The following is a 16666-nucleotide window of genomic DNA, read 5'->3' as shown; positions in this document are numbered from 1 at the left end:
GTTGCGTCAGCCCTTGGTCGGTGGGGTCCCGACTCCGTTGCTGAGGACCTTGAGCGCCTCCAGGTAGTGGGCGGTGGCGCTGGAGAGGCTGGCGAAGTCGAGCTTGGCTCCCTTGGCGTGGCCGACCTTCATCGTGAACGACTGGGTGTAGGTGGCCTTGCCGATCTTCTCGGTCTGGGTGAAGGTCAACTTGCCGTCGTGGAACTCGAAGCGGGACTTGAGATTCGGCCCGACCCGCTTGGGCAGCTTCACTCCGAACGTTAACGCCTTGTGGGACGAGGCGAGCTTGTTGACCGCGCCCTGGAGGTTCCAGCTGAAGTGGCTCAGCGCGAGCTTCCGATCGGCGATATTGCCGTGGCCCTTGAGGGTCTGGCGGGAAACCGCGTCGTACTTCGCCTTGCCCTGCTTGAAGGCGGCCTGATAGGCGACCCCGCCATTCTTGGCCTGGAAGTTCTGGCTGGCGACGTGGGTGATCGGCGGTCCGCTCTCGTTGCCGGTGACCATCCGACCGATCTTGTCGACCGCCAGTTCGGTGAACCATAGGGAGCCGTCGGGGCCGATCGTGATCCGGTGCTGGACCGCGTCGAGGGTCGGGATCGTGAACGGCTTGACGGTCCCGTCGGGCTGGACCTGGCCGATCGCGTCGGGGGTGTTGTACTGGACCCAGAGGACGCCCGCCCGGTCGTAGGTCAGCGAGGCGGCCTCGGAACCGCTCGGCGAGAGCGGGTACTCGGTCACCACGCCTTGCTTGCTGATGTAGGCATAGGCGCTCCCGGCCTCCTCGCTGACCACGGCAACCCCGTCATCCCGGACCAGCACGCGGATCGGCCGGGCATTCCCCGCCTCGCCGTAGGCCCCGGGGAGGATGTAGTTGATGACCTCGCCGCTCTTGGGGAAGATCCGGCCGACCCGGCTCGTATCCAGCTCGGTGAAGTACATCGACCCATCGGGGGCCTCGTCGATGTAGATCGGGAAGTTGCCGTCCGGGTAGGCGGTCGGGTCGGGGTTGGCCAGCGGGAAGGAGGCGAACTGGTTGGTCGCGGGATCGTAATAGCCGACCAAATTGGAGGCCTTGCCGGTGTACCAGACCTTGCCGTCGCTGGCGACGTGCAGGCCGTGGTTGTCCACGACATCGCTGTAACCATAGGTGTTCGTGTAGGGGATCGTGTGGCTGCTCAGGATGGTGCCGTTGGGGTCCATCTCGACGAGCGACCCGTATCCCTCCAGCCCGACCCAGAGGTGCCCGTTCGCGTCGAATTCCTCGCCGTGGGGCATGCTGCCTTCGCCCATCGGGAAGAAGGTGAACTTGCCGTCGAGGGTCATCCGGACCATCCGATCCTGGTACATCTGGGAGATCCAGAAGTTGCCGTCCGGACCGACGGTGATCTCGTGGGTGCTGCCGTCCTTCGGGCCAGGGATCGGCATGTCGGTCGAGGACCCGACCGCCTCGGTCGGCAGCAATCCGGCCGAGCCCACGATGGCGGTCGCGGTCTTCGAGCCGTGCAGGAGCATCCGCGATTCGAGCCGATCGTCGAGGCTCGGGAGGAACCGCCGGGGCTGCCGGGCCTTGGGGGGCGAGACTTGGAGACGCCCGGCGATCTCGGGGACGGACTGCTTGAAGCTCATGGTGGGGTTCCCTGGATGGATCGCGAACCGGCCCCTGGACGGTTCGGCCGTCGAAAGATTCTTCACCTAACGTAGGATGCTTTCCTTCGGGATGAGATCAGTTCGAGGATTCTTCGATCGGACCGATCCGAAGGCTTCCCCGAGCGGCGTCGGAGGCGGGTCCGTCCGCTCGACGGAGAGCCCCGATGCGAGATTGACCGGGATGATCCCTCGCCACCATGGCGTCCTCTCGCCGGCGACGATCCCGGATCCGAGGCGCATCCTCGCGGCACCCCGGGCCGCCCGACCGGCCGCGTGTGGGCCGGATGACCGCGTTGGCGGCTCCCGTCCGGCCCCGGCCGATCGTCGCCAATTCCCCCGGGACGGGCCTGGTCCCGTCGCGAGGAATATTCCCCGCCACAACCGAAACAAGCGAAACGAATTACGATTTTAAATATAAAAAAATTTTCAATTTAGTTTATTAAAGAAATTTAAAAAGCTATTGTGTTATCAGAGCCTCCGGCGTTCGGGCGTCTTGCCCCGCAACACTTGGTGGGTTCATCGCATGTTCGATTTTGCGTTTGTTCGGATCAGTCTCGACTAATCCGAACCTTCCGGGGGATCCATCGTTGCCCATCACCCATCGAAAACCGCGTCGAGTCCGCCGGCCGATCCTGACGCTGGAATCCTGCGAGGCTCGAATCCTGATGGCGACGGTGCCGCCGCTGGGCGCGGCGGCGAGCTTCGCGATCCTGGGCGGCTCCACGGTCACCAACACCGGGGCGACCAGCATCGTCGGGGACGTGGGCGTCAGCCCGGGGACCTCGATCACCGGCTTCCCGCCGGGGGTCATCACGGGGGGGGCGCTCCAGGCGGGCAACCCGCTCGCCACTCAGGCCCAGGCCGACCTCGCCACGGCGTACGCCTTCCTGTCGGCCGAGCCATTCGACACGAACCTCTCGGGCCAGGACCTGGGCGGGCAGACGCTCACGCCGGGCACCTATCTCTTCGCGAGCTCGGCCGCCCTGGGCGGATCGCTGACGCTCGACGGCCAGGGCGACCCCAACGCGGTCTTCGTCTTCCGGATCGGGACCACGCTCACGACGGCGACGAACTCGTCCGTCGTCCCGATCAACGGGGCCCGCTCCGAGAACATCTTCTGGCAGGTGGGATCTTCCGCGACCCTCGGGACGAGCACTCAATTCGAGGGGAGTATCCTCGCCTTTACCAGTATCGTCCTCAATACCGGGACCAGCATCGCCCCAGGCAGGGCCCTGGCGATCAACGGCGCCGTGACGATGGACACCAACGCCGCCTCCAGCGCGTTCCCCGCGCCATTGACGATCACCGGGGTCGACCAATCGATCGTCTACGGTGACGCACTGCCGCTGCTGACGGCCAGCTATTCGGGCTTCGTCAACGGCGACACCTCGGCCAATCTGGAATCCCAGCCGAGCCTCTCCACCGCCGCCACCTCCGCCAGCGGCGTGGGCACCTACGATATCACCGCAGCCGGGGCCGCGGATCCCAACTACTACTTCATCTATGTCACCGGCACCTTGACGATCACCCCGGCACCCCTGACGATCACCGCCGACGGCCAGAGCAAGGTGTATGGCGCGGCCTTGCCGCCGCTGACGGCCAGCTATTCGGGCTTCGTCAACGGCGACACCTCGGCCAATCTGGAATCCCAGCCGAGCCTCTCCACCGCCGCCACCTCCGCCAGCGGCGTGGGCACCTACGCCATCGACGGGAGCGGGGCCTCGGCTGCCAATTACTCGATCAGCTACGTGCCCGGCACGCTGGCGGTCACCCCGGCGCCCCTGACGATCACCGCCGATGACAAGAGCAAGGTGTATGGCGCGGCCTTGCCGCCGCTGACGGCCAGCTACTCGGGCTTCGTCAACGGCGACACCTCGGCCAATCTGGAATCCCAGCCGAGCCTCTCCACCGCCGCCACCTCCGCCAGCGGCGTGGGCACCTACGCCATCGACGGGAGCGGGGCCTCGGCTGCCAATTACTCGATCAGCTACGTGCCCGGCACGCTGGCGGTCACCCCGGCGCCCCTGACGATCACCGCCGATGACAAGAGCAAGGTGTATGGCGCGGCCTTGCCGCCGCTGACGGCCAGCTACTCGGGCTTCGTCAACGGCGACACCTCGGCCAATCTGGAATCCCAGCCGAGCCTCTCCACCGCCGCCACCTCCGCCAGCGGCGTGGGCACCTACGATATCACCGCAGCCGGGGCCGCGGGCCTCAACTACAACTTCACCTATGTCCCCGGCACCTTGACGATCACCCCGGCGCCCCTCTCGGGCCGCGTCTACCTCGACCTCAACGCCAATGGCTTGCCCGACTCCGGCGAGCCTGGCCTGGCGAATCGCGTCGTCTTCGCCGACCTCAACGGTAACCGGATGCTCGACGTCGGCGATCCCACGGCCACCACCGGCGCGGACGGGAGCTTCGCCTTCGCCGCCGTCCCGGTGGGCTCGGCCGCGGTCCTGGAGCTCACCGATCGGGATTCTTACAGCCGGCTCGTCGTGGACCAGTTCCTCACCCAGTCCGATGGCAGACTGGCGATCGGGGTCGTGCCGATCTCGGCAATTGCCCCGGTCCCGGTCGTCCCCAACCCCTTCGTGGCGAGCCCGGACTCCAATCCCGAGGGGGCCTACGTGCGGTCGCTCTACCGCGCCGTACTCGGTCGGGACGGCGGCGATGCCGAGGTCGCCGTCTGGTTGAGGTTGGAGGGCCAGGGGATGACCCGACCGCAGGTTGCCGATCGGTTCGTCAACTCGTTGGAGCATCGCCAGCAGCAGGTTATCTCCTACTACCAGCAATTCCTCCATCGTGCCCCCGATTCGAGGTCGGTCGACTGGGTCCACAAGCTCCTCGCGGGCGTCTCCGAGGAGCGGGTGGTCAAGGGGTTCCTCGCCTCGAACGAGTACCAGACCGCACATGCGGACCCGGACCACTTCGTCCACGATCTGTACCTCGATGTTCTGGGCCGACAGGGGGAGGAGTCGGGACTCGCCGCCTGGCAGTCCAACCTGGCTGCGGGGATGAGCCGCCGCGCGGTCGAGGCGTACTTCGTCGATTCGCGAGAGCCGGCCGAGCAGTTGGTGACCAGCTTCTACGCGTCATACCTCCGTCGCCAGCCCGACCCGGCTTCGAAAATTTGGGTGGCGATGTTGGAGGCTCCGGGCGGTTCGGCTACCGACGTCGTCGTGGGCTTCCTGGTGAGCAAAGAATTCCAGGAGGCCTCCCAGTTTGGGAAGCTCTGAGGCCGGAGCAGGCCGGGAGAGGCGGTCGAGACTGGGACGGGCTGGTAGCGTCGGACTCACCGTCGGGGGCTACCTCCTCGAATCGGCCCCCTACGATTGGCCGATGCCCCGGGGCGCCGCGGTCGTCCACCAAGGGGGGCGGGCACGACCGCCTTCGGTCATCTGCCCATTCGCGGCCGACCAACCATTTCGGGGCCGGCGGGTGATGGGGCTCGGGGCGGGCCCGGGCCCATCCCGCGACGAAAGCCCGATCCCGCCAACGGAGCCCGGCCCTCGGCGAAACTGGCGCCTGGATCACCGCGAGAGCGTGACTCCCGGGCTGAGGACGGGCTGGTCGGCCTCGTCTCGGGTCTGTTCGATGAGGCAGCAGGCCCAGGATTCGAGGTTCTTCAGTCGCTGCTGCCCCTTGAGGTAGTCGAACTCGCCGAGCGAGGCGAGATGCCGGTCGTGAAGGCGGTCGTCCTCGGCCTCCCAGCCCTCCCGGGGGGCGTATCCAGCCCCGGCCCACCATCGCGTCGAGCATCGCATTCGCGATCAGCTTGTGGTCGGAGATCGGGCCTGACCTGGCCGGTCGCCCCCCCGAGGCAGAAGATCCGGGACGAGATCCTGAGCTTCCGCGCCGGGAACTCCTGGGAGCGGAAGCACAGGAAACGCGCCGGTACGATCTTGTAGAATCCATCCTCGGGATCGAGCTCGAACAGCGGCGATCGGCCGGCGAACCCGAAGAACCGAACGGCCTTGCTCGGCGTCGGCGCCAGAGGTCCAACGCGCGGAGGGCCAACTCGCTCACCACCAGCGGCGACAGGCCGAGAAAGATCGCGGCGACGCGAAACAGGACATTTTTCTGCCGGCGGCCGCGGTGCTGTCGAGTCTCGACCTCTTCCGTGCCTGATCGCCTCTCGCTCGGCCTCATGCGATCGTGCCTGCTTGCGGCGATCCCGATTGCGACGAACCCGATTCCGCTTCGTGGGGCGGGGTTCGCCCTGCCCTAGGGTGTGCCATTCGTTCGTGATTCGCTGAAACAGCCCGATACCCTCGCGATGCGGACGACTGCCCTGACACTCATTAATATCCGATTCCAGTACAGGGAGTTGCCGCCTTGGCGGGTACTAGAGGGCGGGGTCCTCCCGTATTCGGGAGGACCCTCGATCGGCAACCGGGGTGCGATCGGATGGCCGAAGGTTCACGGCCGTCGGGCAGATTCCGCCTCCGGTACCATCGACGGAGCGGGTCGGGCGGATTCCACCGACCTCTTCTTCTCGCCCGTCACCAGATAGATTCCCAGACCGACCAGCGTGCTCCCAACGGCCAGCGGGATCGTGAACGGTTCGCCCCTGGTGAACGTGGCGATCGAGATCCCGAACAGCGGCGTCAGAAAGGCGACGGCGGCCAGCCGACCGGCGGGGTAGCGCCTGAGCAGGAGCATCCAGACCGCGAAGGCCACCCCCGAGACGAACAGGCCCTGGTAGATCAGGCCCCAGATCGCCTCGGTCGTGAAGTGATAGCTCTCGAAACCCTCGAACCCCGCGCTATAGAGGAATGAGATCGGGATGGCCAAAGTCGACTGGGCCAGCAGGAGGGTGGTCGGCGGGATGATCGGGAAAGTCTTCTTCTGGGCGATCGCCTGGAGCCCGAAGATCACGCCCGAGGCCAAAACGACAAGGTCGCCCATCAGGCCCCCGCCCAGCATCAGGGGCCGGGCCAGCATCACGGCCACGCCAGCCGCCGCCGCCAGCAGGCCCGCGATCCCCCGCCAGCCGAGATGCTCTCCCAGAAGAAGCCAGGCCAGCGGGGCGACGACCAGCGGGTGGATGTTGATGAACACCGAAGACCGCCCCGCCTCGCTGTGGCTGGTCCCCCAGTTGAACGAGCCGATCTGAATGGCCGTCAGGAAGCCGTGAGCGATCAGGAGCCACCAGTACCGGCGCTCGACCTTCCAGACCATCCCGGCCCGCCGGCAGAACAGGAGGACCACCGGCAGGCTGATCAGGAACCGGATCGCCGCGCCGCCGATCGGCGGGAGCCCTTCGGGAGAGATCGCGTACTTGACCGCGACGGCATTGCCCCCCCAGAGGAAGCAACAAAGCGTCGCCGCCGAGAGCCCCGCGGCATCGATCCGGTCCGAGATTGGCTGTTCGGGCATCGGTGGGTTCTGGCTGGGGCAGGGTTCAAGGAAGGCATGAGCCGGGACCCCACTTTAACGCCCGTGGCCCCTCGACGACTACAGCGGTTCTCGCTCGGTTGGGTCATCGGACGACGCCCACCAGGCTGATCCTAGCCCGGACAGGTAAGCACTCGGATCTGTTCGGGTAAGAGGGGTAGATTCGCGGGGATTCGCCAGCAGGGGGATTTCGGTGGCCGCCGAGCCCACGCCCCTGGTAGTCTGAGGAGGCCGTTTTACGACCGTCAAACCTGTAACGCCTCATTACCTCCCCGAAATCGTTCGGATTTCGCCCGTTGCCATTGGACTTACGTCAAATCGAAGTTGGCACGAGTGGAGTAGCAGCGAGAATTTACAGGACCAGGACATGCGACTTCCCCACTTCAGACTCACAGTCCGGATGATGATGTTCGGGGTGGTGGTGGTGGCCTTGTTGCTCTGGGGCGGAGTCCTGGCAAGCCGGTCGATCTACTATGAGTTCCACGCACGGGGGCTGTTGGAGAAGCAACAGCTTTATCTCGCCGATACCGTGGCCCTGGAGAGGCGGTCCGGAAGGGGCCTCACCCCCGACGAGGCTCGTCTGGTGAACTACGGGCACCGAATGGTGGACTTTATCACTCTCCAGCGAGCCAATTACCGGCGGGCCGCCCGCTACCCTTGGCTTCCCATCGAATCAATTCCACCCGTGCCAAAGTACTGATATGGGTGAATTATAAACGATGCGTACGGGAGCCAAGAGCGTGGAAAGCCTCGACGCCTTCTACCTCCAGATGTTGACCGTCGGCCTCCTAGTGCTCCGTCAGGCCGCCGACGAGGACGACACCCCTTGGATTCGAGCCGAGGTCGAGTTCCTGCACAACATCCCGAGCCTCATCGGCGAGACCAACCTGCACCGTCATCGCTACTTCTGGTCCAAGGAGCGCCCCCACTATATCCAATGGGTCTCGGCGTCAGGCCGGGAGGCGCCGAGATCGCGGATGCGGACCTTCTACGAGCCGATTTGGCAGGAGATGGAGCCGGTAATCTCCACGTTGATCGGCGAAGCGATTTGACCCGGGAGGCCCCGGCGATGGCACGTCTCGTTTATAGACGGCGAGGACGATCGCTAGCCCACCGGGGCCGCTGGATGGCCGCCAGGACGGTCAACCTGATCTGACCTCCCAAGAGGAATGAGAGAACAACCAGATCAGGGCCAGAGGGGCCCGGGTCGAGCACGTGCTCATGATGCGGATTCCGTTTATTGCGATTTTGACCTGTCGTCGAGGAAACAGGAAACGGACTCCCGGCCTTGCTCGAATTAATCTCATCCCGGAATGATCGACGTGGAAGCCGGACTCGATCGCTACTTCCCTTTCTTGCGGGCCTCGGCCTCGGCGATCACTGCGGCGGGGTCCTGGTTAAACAGATCTCGGCAGCCGGTGCAGCAGACGTGATAGGTCTTGCCCTGATACGTCACCGCGATCGTCCCCCTCCCCTCGGTCACGATGCAGGTCGGCCCCGAGTCGCCGCTCGCGAAGGGGACTCCGTTCCGGGTGTATCCCACCTCGGCGATCCGGGCGTAAGCCCGGGGCGAGGGCCTCGACTCCAGGAGCAGGAGGAACCGGTTCTCGTTGGGGATGGTCAGGGTGATCCGGCGGACCCCCTCGCCCGGTTCGTCGGCCAGGAGGGTCAGGGGCTTGCCGGGTTCGAGCTTCCCCGAGAAACTCCGGCTCGTATCGTCGGCCATCGTCGCTTCGAGGACGAACGACTTCGCCTCGGGACCCGGTCTCAGCCGGGCCGACTTGAGATACTTCCCCTTCTCGAAGTCGATCGCCAGCGCCGCCGAGTCGTCGGTGAGCTTCCAGGCCCAGCCCGCCGATTCCTGCCAGGCCCCCTGGGATCGCCCGCGCTGGGGCTGGCCTGTCCCTCGCCAGCTCCCGACCAGCGGCCCGTAAGGCTTCAGGGCTTGCTGGGCCTCGCGGCGAGTCGTCGGAGCCTCGCCCGCCCCCGCCCCGAGGAGGGTCACGGCCAGGGCCGCCATCGCGGTCGCATGTCGGATCATCGCCCACCTTTTCCGAGGATCCCCAGGGACTCGCCAGACGTTCCATTCTAGCCCCGAGGAGCCGGGCCGCCAGGGTGCAACGGGCCTCCGACCGATCGAGCCGGAGGCTCGGGGGCATCGCCGGGGGATTCTTCGAGACGTCCAATCCGGGTAAGATCCGGTCAGGCACTCATTCGAGTGGCCGGATCGCAAACGGATTTTTTTCGAGAGAGTGATACGAGCATGGCCAGACCACGCGTCTACTTCGACATCAGCATCGACGGCAAGCCTTCCGGACGGATCACCATGGAGTTGTATGACGACGTGGTCCCCAAGACGGCCGAGAACTTCCGGGCCCTCTGCACCTACGAGAAGGGGTTCGGCTACAAGGGGTCGTCGTTCCACCGGGTCATCCCCAACTTCATGCTCCAGGGGGGCGACTTCACCAACCACAACGGGACCGGCGGCAAGTCGATCTACGGCAACAAGTTCGCCGACGAGAATTTCCAACTCAAGCACGACAAGCCGTTCCTCCTGTCGATGGCCAACGCCGGGCCGAACACCAATGGTTCGCAGTTCTTCATCACGACCGTGCCGACCGACTGGCTCAACGGCAAGCACGTCGTCTTCGGCGAGGTGACCGAAGGTTCGGACCTGGTCAAGACGATCGAGGCCCTGGGATCGGGCAGCGGCAAGACCTCGGCCAAGATCACCGTCGAGGACGCCGGCCAGCTCTGATCCGGACCGAGGGGTGGGGGACCGGGATGATCGCGACTCGTCCCGGTCCCCTCCGTGAGGGTTCGGGGACGAATGCCAGCCTCGGCCTCTCCGACTGTGGCCGAGACTGACTCGGGTCGGTACGCTGGACAATTCGTCAAGCCGGCAAGCGCCGGCACGCGACGGCGAATCACCAAGCTGGGGGCACGGCCTGATGAGACGACGCGAGCAAACCTGGGTGGTCGGGTTGGCCTGGATCCTGGGAATGGCGATCACGACGGCCCACGCCCAGGAGCCAACCAAGCCGGAGAAACCGAGGTCCCTCAAGCCGGCCGGGCGTCAGGCCAAGCTCGGCGACCCGGCCTCGGGCAAGGTGATCGGCCGGGTCGCGCACAATGAGTGCTTCCAGGGGATCACCTGGTCCGCCGACGGCGAGCGGCTGTATGTCAGCGGCGGCTTCGACGACGTAATCTATCGGTTCGACCATGCCGATGGCCTGCTCACGAATCGCTCCGAGATCAAGTATCCCGAGAAGCAGAAGCCGACCCGGGCCGTGGCGGGCAACCCGATGGTGACTCCGGTGAGGTTGTCGTTCACCGCGGCCGCGGCATCGGCTGGCGTGGACCAGCTACCGCTCCTCGACCAGTCGAATCTCAAGTATGTCGGGGCGTTCCGGGTCCCTAGCCAGCAGTTTGGGGCCTCGTCGTTCCAATATGGCGGCTCGGCGCTGGCGTACAACCCCGCGAACCACTCGCTGTTCGCCGTCGGGCAACCCCAGGACCAGGCCGTCGCCGAGATCGCGATCCCGCATTCGATCGTCAACAGCACCAACCTCGGCAACCTCGCCGTCGCCTCGGTGCTGCAGCCGTTCGTGAAGGTCCTGCCCAAGCTACCCGACAACCCGCCGGAGATGAGCCTGGGCGGCATGGAGGCGATCGGTGGCCTGATGGTCGTCAACGGGCAACTCGTCGGGACGGCGTTCAACACGTACGATGGAACCGGGAGAGTGAGACAATCCCACTTCAAGCTCGACTCGCTCAACCTGGCATCGGCCCGTGCCCGCGGGCTCTACCAGGTCGGCAACCTCGGGGGCGGATTCGTCGGCGGATACATGACACAGATCCCGACCGAATGGCATTCCACCCTCGGGTCGTCTTACCTGACCGGCCAGGCGGCCCTGAGTATCATCTCAAGAACTTCTTACGGGCCGTCCGCGTTCGGCTTCGATCCGAATAAGCTCGGCGCCGGCGTCAATCGGGCCATTCCATACGTCTACTACGATCAGAATCACCAAAAACTGGGCCGCTATAACAGCAACCCTCCGACGCTTTTCAACGCGACGGTCGGCGGCTCGGATGTGACGAGCCTCAACGCGGTCTTCGTGCCCCAGACGCGGTCGGTGCTCTTCTTCGGCTCGATCGGAACGGGGAATTACTACTACGGTGAAGCAGCTGACGCCAACGATCCCAACCGACCGTACAAGGGTGTCCACTCCGTCGGCGGGAAATACGCCTTCCAGGTTTGGGCCTACGACGCCCTCGATTTCGCGGCCGTGAAGAAGGGTCGGAAGAAGCCCTGGGACGTGAAGCCCTACTCCACATGGCGATTCCACTTCCCGCACCCCGACGGCTTCAAGACCCTGGGCGGAGTGGCCTTCGATCCATCGACCGGGCGATTCTACCTGTCGGAAATGAAGGCGGATAAGTCCGAGCTCTATGCCAATACACCGCTGATCCAGGTCCTCCAGCTGAAGATGCCGGCGAAACCGAGCATCAAAGCGGCAAGGTCCGCCCTCGAATCGTCGGCCATCGTGGCGAACGTCGGGGCGTAGATGCTGACCTTGATGACCGGCGGCCCGATCGCTATGGCGATCCTCTGCCACTACCCCTTTTACTAATCTGGCGGCTCGGCGTCACGCCTTCGGTCGTGTCCCTGGCTCCCTCGTCAATGGACGAGATCGTCGCGGGTCAGGACCAACCGAGCGATCCACGATCCATGAGCATTCGGGGAAGATTGCCCGTCCTGGGCTCTCCGATGGTGGTGGAGGCTTCCTCGGGTCGTTAGGCTGATGACTCGACACACCGGCGCGGGACCGGATGGCGATTGACCAAGTTGGGGGCACGGCCTGATGAGACGACGCGAGCAAACCTGGGTGGTAGGGATGGCCTGGATCGTGGGACTGGCGGTCACGACGGCCCAAGCCCAGGAGCCAACCAAGCCGGAGAAACCGACCTGGCCCGGCCTGACCCGGGCGGGCAAGGTCCTCCTGCCCAACGGCTGGTCCCTCAAGCCGGCCGGGCGCCAGGCCAAGCTGGGCGACTTCCCCGTCGCCGTGGCCGAACACCCGAGCGAGCCGGTCCTGGCGGTCCTCCACGCCGGCTATGGCGAGCACGAGGTCCTCACCCTCGAAGCGGCCTCGGGCAAGGTGATCGGCCGGGTCGCTCTCAAGGAATGCTTCCAGGGCCTGACCTGGTCCGCCGACGGCAAGCGGCTGTACGTCAGCGGCGGCTTCGACGACGTGATCTATCGGTTCGACCATGCCGATGGCCTGCTCACGAATCGCTCCGAGATCAAGTATCCCGAGAAGCTGAAGGGAGCCCGCGCCGTGGCGGGCCTGGCCGTCTCGAAGGATGGCGAGACCCTCTGGGTCGCCAATGCCTTCGGCCACTCGGCCGCGAAGTTCGACGGCTCGGGGAACCTCCAGGCTGAGATCGACCTGGGGACCGACTCGTTCCCCTATGGCCTGGCCTGGGACGAAGCTGCGGGCAAGCTCTACGTGAGCCTCTGGAACAAGGCCGAGGTCGCCGTGATCGACTCCGGCAAGGCCGAGGTGGTCGGCCACTGGGCGACCCAGGAACACCCGAACGAGATGCTCCTGGCACGCGGGGGGAAGACCCTCTACGTCGCCAACGCCAACCGGAACACCGTCACCGTCTTCGACGCCGGGGCGGGCAAGGCGGTGGAGACCATCGGCACCGCGATCGACCCCAACGCCCCCCCGGGCTCGACCCCCAGCTCGCTGGCCCTGACCCCCGACGAGGAGATGCTGTTCGTCGCCAACGCCAACACCAACGACGTGGCCGTGGTGAACGTCAAGGAGCTGGGCGATAGCAAGCCGCTGGGCTTCATCCCCGCCGGCTGGTATCCCACCTCCGTCCGGGTCGCCCGCTCGGGCAAGACCCTCTACATCGCCAACGGCAAGGGGACGACCTCGAAGGCCAATCGGGACGGCCCCAACCCGCTGGTCGCGGGGGTCGCGGGCAACACGCGCGAGTACATCGCCGGGCTCTTCCAGGGGACGCTCTCGATCCTCCCGGTCCCGACCCCCAAGGAGATCGTGGCCTACACCAAGACCGTCTACGAATGCAGCCCGCTCCGCGATCGGTCGAACGAGCCCGCCCCGACTCGGGTGGCCGGACACCCGATCCCGGCGAAGGTCGGCGACCCTTCTCCGATCAAGTATTGCATCTACATCATCAAGGAGAACCGGACCTACGACCAGGTCTTCGGCGACATCCCCGAAGGCAACGGCGAGCCCTCGCTCTGCCTGTTCCCCGAGGAGGTCACGCCCAACCTGCACGCGCTGGTCAGGGAATTCGTCCTGCTGGACAACTTCTACGTCGACGCCGAGGTCAGCGCAGACGGGCACGAATGGACGATGGGAGCCTATGCCTCGGACTTCGTCGAGAAGACCTGGCCGCTCTCGTACCGGGGAGATCGCCGGGTCCCCTACCCCGCCGAGGGCGTCTTGCAGATCGCCCGCCCCGCCAACGGCTACTTCTGGGACCGGGTCGCCGAGAAGGGCCTGACCTACCGGAGCTACGGCGAGTTCATCAAGAACGGCGAGACCCCCGACGACCCCTCGACCACCGGCGTCGAGACCCTCAAGGGTCACTTCGACCCCAAGTTCCGGGGCTACGACCTGTCGTACCCGGATGTGAAGCGGGCCGACCGGTTCCTCGCAGAACTGGCCGAATTCGAGAAGTCGGGCGACCTGCCCAACTTCATCGCCCTCCGGCTGGGGAATGACCACACCTCCGGGACCCGCCCAGGAGTCCCCACGGTCACCGCGATGGTCGCCGATAATGACCTGGCGGTCGGCAAGGTGATCGAGGGGCTGAGCAAGAGCCAGTTCTGGCCGAAGATGGCGGTCTTCATCATCGAGGACGACGCCCAGAACGGGTCGGACCACGTCGACGCCCACCGGACGACCGCCCTGGCGATCAGCCCTTATATCAAGCGGCACTCGGTCGATTCGACGATGTACAGCACCTCGTCGATGCTCCGGACGATGGGCCTGATCCTCGGGACCGAGCCGCTCAGCCAGTTCGACGCCGCCGCCCGGCCGATGGCCAACGCCTTCGGGCCGGATCTCGACACCAAGCCCTTCACCAGCCTCCCCGCGCGGGTCGACCTGAACGCGAGGAACACGAAGGAGACGGTCGGCGCCGACCTGTCCATGAAGCTCGACCTCGACGAGGCCGAGGACCGCGCCGACGACCTGGTCTTCAACGAGATCATCTGGAAGGCGGTCAAGGGCAAGGATTCGACCATGCCCCCGCCGGTCCACTCGGCGTTCGTCCTGCCGAGGGAACGAGCCGAGGAGGACGAGGACTGAGGACTCGGGACTGGAGGACTCGGGAGCGGGCCGTCATCGATCAATGGAAGCGGCCCGCCCCGAAATTCCCCGTAGGCCAGGGCTTGCCCTGCCGCCTCGCGGGTCTCGGCAGGGCAATCCTCGACCTACAAGATCACGGGTCTCGATAGGGCTTGCCTTGCCTAACTATGATTCATTCATTCAAGGCCCGCTCGAAGACCCCACCCGCCCCTTCAGATCCCGGAAGGCGGACTGATATTGTTCGCGGTCTTCCTGGTAGCCCTGGATGCTCCGCTCGTACTGGTTGTTGGCCGTCTCCAGCGCCTGGATGGCCCGGGCGTCGTCGACGGCCCTCTGGGCGAGGTCCTGATTCTGCGACTTGAGGGACACCGAGACATCCTTGAGCTGGACGTTCTCGGCCCGGAGGCTCTGCACGAGCTTCTGGGCGTCGTCCAGGCGGGTCTTGGGCACGAAGGCGCAACCGGGCGCGAGCAGGGCGCACACCAGGGGGATCGCGGCTCGGGCGTTTCTCGGGCGATCGACCATGACGTTCCGACTCCTTTCGGGACGACGCGGCGGCTGGATCGGGATCTCCCCGGGAGGGGCGTTTCCGCCCCTCCCGGAGACCCCGTCTGGCTCAGCCGAAGAGGCCGGCGATGGACTTGATCAGGCCCGAGGCCGGGCCGTCACCCTGGAATTCGTAGAGGTTGCGGATCAGGTCGATGGAGAAGACCATCGAGACCAGGATCAGGAACGAGGTTGCCCCGAGCAGGCCGACCCAGATCCCGCCCCACTCGGCCTGCGGGCCGGCGGGGACCAAGCGTGCGCCGGCGACCGCCGCGGCGGCCGAGGGGGAGGAGGCTGCCACGTCGCTCTCGACGTCCCAGCCGCTGGCCACCTCGCCCGAATCGGCGTCGGCCGAGAACTCGCCCGACTCGTCGTCGGCCAGGGCGGCGCCCATCGCGGTGGCCGCGTTCTGGTCCACGTCGTCCTCGTCGAGCGCGAAGACCTCGGAGGCCGAGTCGGACTCTTCCAGGTCGAAGTCGCTGGAGCGGTCGATCTGGACGGTCCGGTCGTCGTGGTCCGAGTCCAGCGCGTCGACTTCGAGGCTGAAGTCGGTGTCCTCGAAGATGTCCTTCTCGGTCATCCCCATCGAGGTCGCGCCGGGGTCGCTGGGCTTCACGCCGGGCATGACGGTGGCCGAGTTGGGGTCCTGCTTCGGCGGGGTCGGGGCCTTGGCCTTGGCCTTGGGTGCCGGTCGGGCCGGCTCGTCGTCGTCCAGCGGGGCCAGCTCGATCGAGTCGGCCTGCGAGAGGTCGAACCCGCCGACGCTCTGGAGGTTGATCCCCGAGTCGCTAGGACGGGCCAGGTTGATCCCCGAGGCCGAAGGCTGGGCGGCGGTCACGTCGGAATCGCTGGGACCGGCCAGGGGAGCGGCCTCGAACTCGTCGCTGGCATCCAGCGCCGTCAGTTCGAAGTCGCTGCCCGACTCGGGCTGGAGCGCCGCGGCGATGTCGCTGGAGGGGGTCAGCTCGAAGTCGCTGCCCGACTCGCCGTGGTCGGCCGACGAGACCTCGGCCGAGGAGCCGACCTGCTGATGGATGCCGGAGTCGCTCTCGTCGTCGCCGGGATACCCCAGCGATCCGATCTCGGGCAGGGAGGCGTCGTCATTGACCAGGGTCACGTCGGAGTCGCTGGGCCGGAGCGGCTCGGAAGGCATCAGGCGGACGTCGGAGTCGCTCGCGTCCTTCAGTGGGGCGGTGTCGGGGACCAGCCGGACGTCGGAATCGCTGGGCTTCTTGCCGCCCGGCTTCATCCCGATGATGGTCGAGCTGGAATTCGAGAGGGGCCCGGGCGGCAGCGAGAGGTCGTCGAACTGGACGTCGTGCTCGTCCGATCCGGTGGTGCTGGCCGGGATGTTCCCGGTCTGCCCGCCCAGGTCGGGCTTGGCGATGCCGAGCTGGAACTCGGACAGGTCGATTTCATCGGAGCCACTGCCGTCGGGGACCTCAAGTTCGAGGTCGGAGAGCGAGAGTTCCGGGTCGCTGCCCAGGCCGCGTCGGCGGGCCAACTCTTCGATGTCGACAACCCGGAACTGCCACGAGCCGCTCTCCATGAAGGCGCGGACCTCGCGGTGCTGGGCCTTGAGCTTGAGTTCATCGGGACTCATGCCCAGGTGTCGGGCGGCCTCTTCGAGGCTGTAGAACGTAGCCATCGGCGTGCTCCTCGCGATCGAGATCGGCCGGTTGACGGCCGTTCGGTTCGATTCTCAAAGCGGGGTCGGA

General features: G+C 66.0%; 12 protein-coding genes. 6 read left to right on the top strand and 6 right to left on the bottom strand.

Translation table 11 applies throughout. The annotated features are described in order from the left end of the window. Positions 1 to 6 precede the first annotated feature (6 nt). The gene (locus P12x_RS01565) at positions 7 to 1626 is read right to left on the bottom strand and encodes a virginiamycin B lyase family protein (protein WP_435009063.1); all 1620 of its coding nucleotides are present in this window, start codon (positions 1624 to 1626) and stop codon (positions 7 to 9) included. Positions 1627 to 2234: 608 nt separating this feature from the next. On the opposite strand from P12x_RS01565, the gene P12x_RS01560 reads away from it, so the two are divergent. Beyond that, complete coding sequence (locus tag P12x_RS01560; protein WP_435009062.1) at positions 2235 to 4886, top strand: MBG domain-containing protein; 2652 nt, start codon at positions 2235 to 2237, stop codon at positions 4884 to 4886. Between the two features lie 294 nt (positions 4887 to 5180). Here the strand turns inward: P12x_RS01560 and P12x_RS01555 are convergent, their stop codons facing one another. Both P12x_RS01555 and P12x_RS01550 read right to left on the bottom strand, forming a co-directional pair. Then, positions 5181 to 5414, bottom strand: coding sequence for a hypothetical protein (locus P12x_RS01555; RefSeq protein ID WP_435009061.1), 234 nt, complete (start codon positions 5412 to 5414; stop codon positions 5181 to 5183). A 655-nt stretch (positions 5415 to 6069) separates the two neighbouring features. Then, a complete protein-coding gene (locus P12x_RS01550; protein WP_435009060.1) occupies positions 6070 to 7029 on the bottom strand; it encodes a DMT family transporter in 960 nt (319 codons plus the stop codon). 385 nt (positions 7030 to 7414) lie between these two features. On the opposite strand from P12x_RS01550, the gene P12x_RS01545 reads away from it, so the two are divergent. Continuing rightward, entirely contained in the window at positions 7415 to 7747 is a 333-nt protein-coding gene (locus P12x_RS01545) for a hypothetical protein (RefSeq protein WP_435009059.1), read from the top strand. A gap of 19 nt (positions 7748 to 7766) precedes the next feature. Next, the gene (locus P12x_RS01540) at positions 7767 to 8099 is read left to right on the top strand and encodes a hypothetical protein (RefSeq protein ID WP_435009058.1); all 333 of its coding nucleotides are present in this window, start codon (positions 7767 to 7769) and stop codon (positions 8097 to 8099) included. Positions 8100 to 8389: 290 nt separating this feature from the next. Here the strand turns inward: P12x_RS01540 and P12x_RS01535 are convergent, their stop codons facing one another. Beyond that, positions 8390 to 9088, bottom strand: a complete 699-nt coding sequence (locus tag P12x_RS01535; RefSeq protein ID WP_435009057.1) for a hypothetical protein — start codon at positions 9086 to 9088, stop codon at positions 8390 to 8392. Between the two features lie 222 nt (positions 9089 to 9310). On the opposite strand from P12x_RS01535, the gene P12x_RS01530 reads away from it, so the two are divergent. The 3 genes from P12x_RS01530 (at position 9311) to P12x_RS01520 (ending at position 14402) form a co-directional block, all read left to right on the top strand. Beyond that, positions 9311 to 9805, top strand: a complete 495-nt coding sequence (locus tag P12x_RS01530) for a peptidylprolyl isomerase (protein WP_435009056.1) — start codon at positions 9311 to 9313, stop codon at positions 9803 to 9805. Between the two features lie 193 nt (positions 9806 to 9998). Continuing rightward, complete coding sequence (locus tag P12x_RS01525) at positions 9999 to 11615, top strand: YncE family protein (protein ID WP_435009055.1); 1617 nt, start codon at positions 9999 to 10001, stop codon at positions 11613 to 11615. A 297-nt stretch (positions 11616 to 11912) separates the two neighbouring features. Next, positions 11913 to 14402 carry an SMP-30/gluconolactonase/LRE family protein gene (locus P12x_RS01520; protein ID WP_435009054.1) on the top strand — a complete coding sequence of 830 codons (2490 nt, stop codon included), beginning with the start codon at positions 11913 to 11915 and terminating at the stop codon, positions 14400 to 14402. 180 nt (positions 14403 to 14582) lie between these two features. Here the strand turns inward: P12x_RS01520 and P12x_RS01515 are convergent, their stop codons facing one another. Continuing rightward, complete coding sequence (locus tag P12x_RS01515) at positions 14583 to 14927, bottom strand: hypothetical protein (protein ID WP_435009053.1); 345 nt, start codon at positions 14925 to 14927, stop codon at positions 14583 to 14585. Positions 14928 to 15018: 91 nt separating this feature from the next. Then, positions 15019 to 16596, bottom strand: a complete 1578-nt coding sequence (locus P12x_RS01510; RefSeq protein WP_435009052.1) for a helix-turn-helix domain-containing protein — start codon at positions 16594 to 16596, stop codon at positions 15019 to 15021. Positions 16597 to 16666 lie beyond the last annotated feature (70 nt).

The organism is Tundrisphaera lichenicola (assembly GCF_051175385.1).
GTDB lineage: Bacteria > Planctomycetota > Planctomycetia > Isosphaerales > Isosphaeraceae > Tundrisphaera > Tundrisphaera lichenicola.
This window is presented reverse-complemented; position numbering and strand designations above follow the sequence as displayed.